We start from the raw sequence: 8,762 nt of genomic DNA on the forward strand, positions 1-8,762 counted from the left end.
CACCGTCGGGCTGCCGCTTCCGCACCCGCTGCTGGAAGGCCCAGGAACGCTGCGCCACCGAAGAACCCGCCCTGGTCAGCCGGGACGGCGGCAACCAGGCCACCGCCTGCCACTTCCCCGAGACGGGAACGATCACCCAGGGCGCCGGACCGGTCGCCGTGACCGCCGAGGAGGTGTCGAAATGAGCCTGTCCCCCGTCGAGGGCGTGGCGCTCGCCGAGATCGAGTCCACCGGTGACGGCCCGGAGGAGAAGGGACTCGTCGGGCGCTCGCCCGGCCAACTGGTCTGGAGCCGGCTGCGCCGGGACCGCACGGCACTGGTCAGCGGCATCGTGCTGGCCCTGTTCATCGTCGCGGCAGTGGCCGCGCCGCTGCTCCAGCGGCTCTACGGGATGTCGCCGAGCCAGCAGTTCGGCAACCTGCTGGACAGCACCGGCATGCCGCTCGGCTACGTGGGCGGGGTCAGCGGCGACCACTGGTTCGGACTCGAACCCGGCCTGGGCCGGGACATCTTCATCCGGATGATCTACGGCATCCGCACCTCGCTGCTGATCGCACTCGGCGCCGCCGTCGTCACCACGACGATCGGCGTGGTGCTCGGCATCGTGGCCGGCTACCTGGGCGGCGTGGTCGACTCGGTGATCATGTGGGTCACCGACGTCGCCCTGGCGATGCCGTTCCTCATCTTCGCGCTGGCCGTGGTCCCGACGTTCTCGCTGCGGTTCTACGGCCCCCGGGACGCGGTGCCGACCTGGTTCGCGGTGACCACCTTGATCGTGGTGTTCGCCGCGTTCGGCTGGACCGGCACGGCGCGACTCGTCCGCGGGCAGGTGGTGTCGCTGCGCGAGCGGGAGTTCATCGAGGCGGCCCGGGCCAGCGGCGCCGGGCTCGGCCACATGCTCTTCCGGCAGCTGCTGCCGAACATCTGGGCGCCGATCCTGGTCGCGTTCTCCCTCGCGGTGCCGTCCTACGTGACCGGTGAGGCGGCGCTGTCCTTCCTCGGTGTCGGGCTGCCTGAGTCGGTGCCCAGCTTCGGCCGGATGATCTACCGCAGCATCGACTACCTGCAGACCGACCCCGCGTACGTCTTCTTCCCGGGCATCACCATCTTCGCGCTCGTGCTGGCGTTCAACCTCTTCGGCGACGCGCTGCGCGACGCGCTCGATCCGAAGTCGTCACGGTAAGGGGTTCGGCGCCATGGTGCGGTTCCTGCTGAAGCGGCTGCTGCTGGCGGTCTCGGTGCTGCTCGCGGTGAGCATCGTCAGCTTCCTCATGTTCTTCGCGCTGCCGCGCGACCCGGTGACCGGCATGTGCCCGAAGAACTGCAACGCCGAACGCCTGGAGCGGGTGCGGACGGAGCTGGGGCTGAACGACCCGAAGCCGACGCAGTACGCCAACTACATGAAGGGCATCTTCGTCGGCCGCGACCTGGGCAGCGCCCAGGGCGGCGAGTGCGAGGCGCCCTGCCTGGGCTACTCGTACGTCAACAGCGAGGCGGTCAGCGACACCTTCGCCCGGGTGCTGCCGGTGACCTTGAACATCGTGCTCCCCGCGGCGGTCCTCTGGCTCGCTCTCGGGGTGGGGCTCGGCATGATATCGGCGCTGCGCCGGGGCTCGCTGCTCGACCGCGTCTCGATCGGGCTCACGCTCACCTTCGCCTCGTTGCAGCTCTACTTCGTCGGCGCCCTGCTCTTGCTGATCTTCGTCTACTCGCTCAAGATCCTCCCGACGCCGCGGTACGTGCCCTTCCTCGACAACCCGGTCGAGTGGGCGCGCGGGCTGGTACTGGCCTGGGTGACGCTGGCCCTGCTCTTCTCCGCGATCTACGCCCGGCTGTCCCGGGCACAGATGCTGGAGACGCTCTCCGAGGACTTCGTCCGGACCGCCCGGGCCAAGGGCGTGGCGAAGCGGAAGGTCTACGGGCGGCACGCGCTACGGGCGGCCATCACGCCGATCGTGACGATCGCCGGTCTGGACGTGGGCGCGGCGCTCGGCGGCACCGTCATCACCGAGACGACCTTCGGCATCCAGGGGTTGGGGCGTACCGCCGTGGAGGCGGTCCGCCAGGGCGACCTGCCGACCATCATGGCCACCGTGCTGATCTCCGCGCTCTTCGTGGTCGTCGCGAACATCGTTGTCGACCTGCTCTACGCGTTCATCGATCCCCGGGTACGCCTCGGCTGACCTCCCGCGTCGCGGGTGGTCGATCGTTGTGGCCCCGTTATCTGCTCGAAATTTACCGCGGAGGAAAGCTGAGCGAAGCTTTCCTTCATCGGACCCGGAGGAGTGAGTATGCGAGCAAGACTCGCCACCGCCATGGGCGGTGCGATGGCACTGGTCGTTGCGCTCAGTGCATGCAGCAAGAACACCGGCGACAACGCCGACAACGTGGACACCAACAAGCCGCGCAGCGGCGCCATCGCGACCGACCCCAAGGACTCGCTCGGCCCGGCCGCGGAGGTGCCCGGCGCGGCCAAGGGCGGGACCTTCTACATCCTGCGCGAGAACAAGATCTCCCACCTGGACCCGCAGCGGGTCTACTCGTTCGCGGGCCTGATGGGCAGCCAGCTCTACGCCCGCTTCCTCACCACGTTCAAGGACGACGGCAAGGGCAACGTGACCCTCGTCGGCGACCTCGCCGAGACCCCCGGCAAGAACGTGAACAACGACTGCAAGGTCTGGGAATTCAAGATCAAGCAGGGCGTCAAGTTCGAGGACGGCCGGCCGATCACCTCGAAGGAGGTGGCGTACGGCATCGCCCGCTCGTTCGATCCCGACCTGACCGGTGGCCCGACCTACCTGCAGGAGTGGCTGGTCGACAGCCCGCAGTACGACACCAAGTGGAACTTCAAGGCCAACAAGACCTCGCTGCCCCCGGGCCTGAGCACCCCGGACGCGCAGACGCTGCGCTTCGAGTTCAACAAGCCGCGCTGTGACCTGCCGTTCGCCGTCTCGCTGCCGGCCACCGCGCCGCTGCCGGCGGACAAGGACACCGGCGTCAACCTGGACAACCAGCCGTTCTCGTCCGGGCCCTACAAGATCACCAAGCACCAGCCCGGCGTGGAAATGGTGCTCGAGCGGAACGAGAACTGGGACCCGGCGACCGACCCGGTGCGGCACGCGTACCCGGACAAGTTCGTCTGGTCCTTCGGCGCGGACAACGCCACCCAGACGAACCGGGTGCTCGCCGGCACCGGCAACGACGCCGCGGCGGTGGCCACCGGCGGGGTGCCGTCGGAGCTGATCGCGAAGGTCACCGGCGACGCCGCGCTCAAGGAGCGGATGATCGTCGCGGCCACGCCGAACGCCTACCGGCTGAGCATCAACACGTCGCGGGTCACCGACCTGTCCGTGCGGCAGGCGATCAACTACGCGATCGACCGCAGCAGCATCACCAAGAACCTCGGCGGCCCGTACGGCGCCGTGCCGCTCACCACGCTGCTGCCGCCCACCACGCTGGGCTACAAGAAGTTCGACGCGTACCCGGCGGGGGAGAGCGGCAACCCGGAGAAGGCGAAGGAACTGCTCGCCGGCAAGCCGGTGAACCTGGTGCTCGGCACCTCCGACGACACCCCGTCACAGGAGACCGCCACCCAGATCAAGACCGCCCTGGAGAAGGCCGGCTTCACCGTCACCATCAAGCCGATCCCCGAGGACGGGTACCTCGACTTCGTGAAGAAGAAGAGCAACCCGTGGGACATCTGGGTCGACTCGTGGGCGGCCGACTGGCCCAGCGGCGCGTCGATCCTGCCGGTGCTCTTCGACGGCCGCAACATCAAGGCCGAGGGCAACAGCAACACCTCCCAGCTGAACAACGACGCCATCAACGGCGAGTTCGACCGGGTGCTCGCGGAGGACCCCGCCAAGCAGGCGGAGGAGTGGAGCGCCCTGGACGAGAAGCTCATGAAGGAGTCGGCGCCGGCGGTGCCGCTGTACAACGAGGTCGTCTCCGTCGCGCACGGTGAGAAGGCCGGCGGCCTCTTCATCGGCAGCATCTTCGGCTGGCCCAGCTTCGTGAACGCCTACGTGAAGCAGTAACGGCCCGACCGTGCGGGCCCCGGCCGATCCGGCCGGGGCCCCTCGCGCGTCACAGGTGGCGGCGGAGGAAGTCCAACTCCAGCCGGAGCAGCCGCTCGGCCACCCCGCCGGCGGCCATGTGGGTGGCGCCGGTGAGCGGCAGCACGGCGTGCGGCCGGCCGGCGGCCAGCAGGGCCGCCGAGAGCCGCAGCGTGTGCGCGGCCAGCACGTTGTCGTCCACCAGGCCGTGCACCAGCAGCATCGGCCGGGCCTGCGCCGGGTCGCCGACCGGCTCGGCGGCCAGCTCGACCAGCGAGTGGTGGGCGTAGACGTCCATCCCGTCGTCCGGCATCCCCAGGTAGCGCTCGGTGTACGCGGTGTCGTACAGCGTCCAGTCGGTGACCGGCGCGCCGACGATCGCGCACCGGAACAGCTCCGGGTGGCGCAGCACCGCCAACCCGGCCAGCCAGCCGCCGAACGACCAGCCGCGTACCGCCACCCGCTCCAGGTCCAGGTCCGGGTGCTTGCCGGCGAGCGCGGTCAACGCGTCGACCTGGTCGGTCAGGATCACGTCGGCGACCCGCCGGTGGATCGCCTTCTCGAACGAGGGGGCGATGCCGGGGGTGCCCCGGTTGTCGATGGTCACCACGGCGAAGCCCTGCTCGGCCCACCACTGCCGTTCCAGCCAGGCCCCCCGCGCGGCGATCACCTCCTGGTGGCCCGGGCCGCCGTAGACGTCCAGCAGCACCGGCAGCTTCGTGCCCTTCACGTGCTCACCGGGGTAGAGCACCGCGCTCGGCAGCCGCCGGTCGGTCACCCGGACCAGCGTCGGCCGCGGCGCGTACGGCGGGGTCGCGGCCCGCGAGCCCAACTCACCCACCTCGCGGTCGCCGTGCCAGACCCGCCACCGGGTTCCCGCGTGTTCCAGTGAGGCCACCCCCACGGCCAGCGTGCTGCCGCCGATCGCGGCGGTGTGCCAGCCGGGGTCGCTGCCCATCCGGCGGGCGTCCACCCCGCCGCCGATCGCCGTCCGCACCCGGTAGAGGTGACGCTGGCTCGGTTCGCCCTCGCTCGCCTCGACCAACAGGTCCGCCGCCGAGTTCGTTCCGGCCGGCAGCCGACCCACCACCCGCCGCACGTAGAGCGAGGGCGGGGTGAGCAGGGTGCCGTCGGCGAACAGGCAGCGGGCGTCGTACCCGTCGTGGGCCAGCTCGCCGCCGACCAGCACCCGGCCGTCGGGCAGGTGCGCCGGGGTGCCCGGGATGGGCTCCACCCAGCGCGGGTCGGCCAGCTCCGCGTGCACCTGCGTCTCCCCGGTGCGCGGGTCCACGGCCAGCACCAGCCCGTGCTGCTGCGACCGGCGCAGCACGGTGATCAGCGGGCCGCCGTCGGCCCAGTCCACCGAGGTCAGGTACGGGTAGGTCTCCCGGTCCCAGTGCACGTCGACCCAGCCGCCGTCGAGGTCGAGCAGGTGCAGGCTGACCTCCGCGTTCGGTCCACCCGCCCGGGGGTACGCGACGGACGTCGGCGGGCTCGCCGGGTCGGACGGGTCGTGCAGGTGCCAGCGGTCCAGCCGGGACTCGTCCACCCGGGCGGCCAGCACCGAGCGCCCGTCCGGGGACCACCAGTAGCCGCGGAACCGGCCGAACTCCTCCGCCGCGATGTGCTCGGCCAGCCCCCAGGTCACCCCGCTGTCCTCGCCGGCGAGCAGGTTGTCCGTGCCGTCCGGTTCGACCACGCGCAGCTGGCCCCGGCGTACCCCCTCGGCGGCGTCGGTCACGTAGGCGAGCCGTTCGCCGGTGGGGTCGGGACGCGGGTCGATCACCGGACCGACGGCGGCCACCTCCACCACGTCGCCGTGCACCAGGTCGGCCCGGAACAGGCGGCCGGCGAGTGCGAACGCGGCCACTCGGCCGACGCCGTCCAGGGCGTACGAGCCGATGCCGGCGGCACTGAGCCGCAGCCGCTCGCGCAGCGCCCGCTCGCCCGGCGCCAGCTCGACCGGTTCGCCGTCCGTGCCGAGCAGCACCGCCGGGTCGGCCACGAGGTGCTCCTCGCCGGAGGCGACGTCGAGCAGCCAGAGCGCGTCGGCGGGGTCCTCCGGTCCCGACGAGCGCAGGAAGATGACCCGGGAGCCGTCCTCGGCGACGGAGACGGAGCGCGGCGCCCCGTGGCTGAACCGACGGGTGCGGGCGGCCAGCTCGGGAAAGTCCACGCCTGTAGAGAGTAGGCGCGCGCCGGTGGTGATGTGGCCGACCTGGGCGGACGCGTAAGCGTCGAGCGGGCAGGACCGCCGGTTAGAGTGACGGGCGTGACGACGCTGCCCGACCGACGCCTGCTGCTGGTCCACGCGCACCCCGACGACGAGTCCATCGGCACCGGCTCGACGATGGCGCACTACGCCGCCACCGGCGCGCACGTCACCCTGGTCACCTGCACGCTGGGCGAGGAGGGCGAGATCCACGTGCCGGCGCTGGCCCAGCTCGCCGCGGCCGAGGCCGACCAGCTCGGCGGCTACCGGATCGGCGAGCTGGCGGCCGCCTGCGCGGCGCTCGGCGTCACCGACCATCGCTTCCTCGGCGGCGCGGGCCGCTACCGCGACTCAGGGATGATGGGGCTGGCCACGAACGAGCACCCCCGGGCGTTCTGGCAGGCCGACCTCGACGAGGCCGCCGGCCACCTGCTGGAGGTCATCCGCGAGGTCCGCCCGCAGGTGATGATCACGTACGACCCGAACGGCTTCTACGGACACCCCGACCACATCCAGGCGCACCGGGTGGCCATGCGCGGCGTGGAACTCGCCGCCGCCGAGGGGATCGCCCCGGCGAAGGTCTACTGGACGGCGATGCCGCGCGGCGTGCTGGAGGCCGGCCTGGACGCGTTCACCGAGTCGTCGGACAACCCCTTCGCCGGCATCGAGAGCGCGGACGAGCTGCCCTTCGGCACCCCGGACGAGGGGATCGCCGCGCGCATCGACGCCACCGACCAGCACGCCGCCAAGGAGGCGGCGATGCGGGCGCACGCCACCCAGATCCCGGCCAACTCCTGGCTCTACTCGATCGCCGGCAACTTCGGCGCCGAATTCATGGGGGTGGAGTACTTCACCCTCGCGGTCGGCGAGAAGGGCCCGGGCAGCGGCCCGTACGGCTGGGAGGACGACCTCTTCGCCGGGTTGGCGCTGGACGGGCCGGACCGGTCCCCGGTCACGGCGGCCGGCCTCCGGTGACGCTGCCCGCCGTACCCATGTCGGTCGCCCCCGAGCAGGAGCCCGCCGCGCCGCCCGAGCCGTCGGGCCGGGCGGTCGACCTCGTGCTGCGCGTCGCCGGCGCCCTGGTGACGGTCTGGGCCGGAGTCCTCGCCGCGGTGCTCGACCTGCTCTTCGCCACCTGGGCCTGGGAGGTGGTCGAGGGCCGTTCCGGCGGTGCCGGCAAGGCCCTGGTCGGCATCTCGCTGGCGGTGGGCGGGATCGCCGCGGTGGTGGTGCTGACGGTGCTGGTGAGCTGGTTCGCCCACCTGGCGGTCGGCACCCGCTGGGCGGCGGCGCTGGCCGCACTGCCCTGGTTCGTGGTGATCGTGGCGGGCGGCTTCCGCACCGTCGAGGGCGACCTCGCGCTCAGCGGCGACAACGTGCTCGGCCTCGGGCTGATCGTGGCGGGCGCGATCACCTTCGCGGTGATGGGTTTCCGGCAGATCGTGGTGCCGCCGGCCGTCCGCTGAGGGTGCAGACGCCGCACAGGTTGCGGTGGTAGATATCTCTGCCAGGAGCCCACCGTGGGGGCGGGCGGTACGGCGGGAGGCGTGTGATGAACCAGCGGTGGCGTGCGGTCGGCGTGCTGGCGGCCGCGCTGTTCGTGGTCAACGTGGTGGCGCGGCTGGTCATCAAATTCGCCTACCCGGACGACGACACCGCCGCCGGCCGGGTCTCGCTGGCGATGTTCCTGGTGATCGGCCTGATCCTGGCCGGGACGGCGTTCCGCTGGGGCGGGGACCGGCCGGTCGCCCGCTGGACCGGCGACCTGGCCGCCGCGGTGGCCGTGGCGCTGGCGCTGACCGTCTTCGTCGGCCCGCTGCTGGTCGGCGAGAACCCGTTCGAGGGCGGTGCCGGCATCTTCTTCGCCCAGATCTGGCTCTACCTGGCGGCCACCGCGGCCGGCGTGCTGGTCGGTTACCTGACCCTCACCGCGCTGGGCCGCGACTACCGTTCCCGCCAGCTCAAGCGCTACGCCGAGCTGAAGGCGGCCAAGCCCCGCAAGGTCGTCCGCCGCTGACGCGAGCCCGGCCCGGGGTACGGATCTCTCCGTGCCCCGGACGGCCTGCCGGAACCCTTCGATCAGTTCGGGGCGACCCGGGTCAGGTAGGTGTGGTGGGTGGTGAAGCCGTGCCGCTGGTAGAGGGCCACGGCGGCGGTGTTGCGCTGCTCCACCTGGAGGAACGCCTGCGTGGCGCCCTCGGCCCGGCCCCAGTCGGCCAGCGCCCGGATGACCGCGCCGGCGAACCCGCGCCGGCGGGCCTCCGGCAGCACCTCGATCAGCGTGAGGCCGAGCCAGCGCCCCTCGCCGGTGACCGTGCCCCGGCCCACCGCGAGCAGCCGGTCGTCGACGTGCAGGTGGGCGAAGCGGATCCGGTCCACGGCGGTCAGCACGTGCCGGGCGTCGTCGGGCAGCCCGCCCTTGCGGCCGGCGGCCACCGCCAGCCACTCCGCCGAGGGCGTCGGGGCCAGCCCGACCGGGGGCAGGTCGGGGCGCC

Annotated in this window: 8 protein-coding genes and 1 pseudogene; 7 read left to right on the plus strand and 2 right to left on the minus strand. The window is 72.1% G+C overall.

What is annotated here, in order from left to right; all coding sequences use genetic code 11:
* From B0E53_RS29640 to B0E53_RS29655, 4 genes and pseudogenes are all read left to right on the plus strand, one after another.
* A pseudogene (locus tag B0E53_RS29640) lies at positions 1 to 185 on the plus strand (dipeptide/oligopeptide/nickel ABC transporter ATP-binding protein); the annotation flags it as partial.
* On the plus strand, positions 182 to 1,183 hold the full coding sequence (locus tag B0E53_RS29645) for an ABC transporter permease (RefSeq protein ID WP_107079020.1): 1,002 nt from the start codon (positions 182 to 184) through the stop codon (positions 1,181 to 1,183). The pseudogene B0E53_RS29640 and the gene B0E53_RS29645, both read left to right, overlap by 4 nt.
* Positions 1,184 to 1,196: 13 nt before the next feature.
* Positions 1,197 to 2,183, plus strand: a complete 987-nt coding sequence (locus tag B0E53_RS29650; protein ID WP_107079021.1) for an ABC transporter permease — start codon at positions 1,197 to 1,199, stop codon at positions 2,181 to 2,183.
* A 108-nt stretch (positions 2,184 to 2,291) separates the two neighbouring features.
* Positions 2,292 to 4,037, plus strand: a complete 1,746-nt coding sequence (locus B0E53_RS29655) for an ABC transporter substrate-binding protein (RefSeq protein WP_107079022.1) — start codon at positions 2,292 to 2,294, stop codon at positions 4,035 to 4,037.
* 49 nt (positions 4,038 to 4,086) lie between these two features.
* Here the strand turns inward: B0E53_RS29655 and B0E53_RS29660 are convergent, their stop codons facing one another.
* Positions 4,087 to 6,231, minus strand: coding sequence for a prolyl oligopeptidase family serine peptidase (locus B0E53_RS29660; protein WP_107079023.1), 2,145 nt, complete (start codon positions 6,229 to 6,231; stop codon positions 4,087 to 4,089).
* Between the two features lie 87 nt (positions 6,232 to 6,318).
* Here B0E53_RS29660 and mshB point away from each other — a divergent pair, with 87 nt between their 5' ends.
* The 3 genes from mshB (at position 6,319) to B0E53_RS29675 (ending at position 8,284) form a co-directional block, all read left to right on the plus strand.
* The gene (mshB, locus tag B0E53_RS29665; RefSeq protein ID WP_210406263.1) at positions 6,319 to 7,242 is read left to right on the plus strand and encodes an N-acetyl-1-D-myo-inositol-2-amino-2-deoxy-alpha-D-glucopyranoside deacetylase; all 924 of its coding nucleotides are present in this window, start codon (positions 6,319 to 6,321) and stop codon (positions 7,240 to 7,242) included.
* A gap of 17 nt (positions 7,243 to 7,259) precedes the next feature.
* On the plus strand, positions 7,260 to 7,733 hold the full coding sequence (locus tag B0E53_RS29670) for a hypothetical protein (RefSeq protein WP_210406264.1): 474 nt from the start codon (positions 7,260 to 7,262) through the stop codon (positions 7,731 to 7,733).
* Positions 7,734 to 7,819: 86 nt separating this feature from the next.
* Positions 7,820 to 8,284, plus strand: coding sequence for a hypothetical protein (locus B0E53_RS29675; RefSeq protein WP_107079026.1), 465 nt, complete (start codon positions 7,820 to 7,822; stop codon positions 8,282 to 8,284).
* A gap of 62 nt (positions 8,285 to 8,346) precedes the next feature.
* On the opposite strand, the gene B0E53_RS29680 is transcribed toward B0E53_RS29675, so the two are convergent.
* A partial coding sequence (locus tag B0E53_RS29680; RefSeq protein WP_146167811.1) for a GNAT family N-acetyltransferase occupies positions 8,347 to 8,762 on the minus strand: 416 nt, incomplete at its 5' end.

The organism is Micromonospora sp. MH33, from assembly GCF_003013775.1.
In the GTDB taxonomy this organism is placed as follows: domain Bacteria; phylum Actinomycetota; class Actinomycetes; order Mycobacteriales; family Micromonosporaceae; genus Micromonospora; species Micromonospora fulviviridis.

Excerpts from the sequence above, each read along its gene's own strand:
- B0E53_RS29670 (WP_210406264.1), top strand. The coding sequence starts at position 7,260 with ATGTCGGTCGCCCCCGAGCAGGAGCCCGCCGCGCCGCCCGAGCCGTCG.
- B0E53_RS29645 (WP_107079020.1), top strand. The coding sequence starts at position 182 with ATGAGCCTGTCCCCCGTCGAGGGCGTGGCGCTCGCCGAGATCGAGTCC.
- B0E53_RS29655 (WP_107079022.1), top strand. The coding sequence starts at position 2,292 with ATGCGAGCAAGACTCGCCACCGCCATGGGCGGTGCGATGGCACTGGTC.
- B0E53_RS29675 (WP_107079026.1), top strand. The coding sequence starts at position 7,820 with ATGAACCAGCGGTGGCGTGCGGTCGGCGTGCTGGCGGCCGCGCTGTTC.
- B0E53_RS29650 (WP_107079021.1), top strand. The coding sequence starts at position 1,197 with ATGGTGCGGTTCCTGCTGAAGCGGCTGCTGCTGGCGGTCTCGGTGCTG.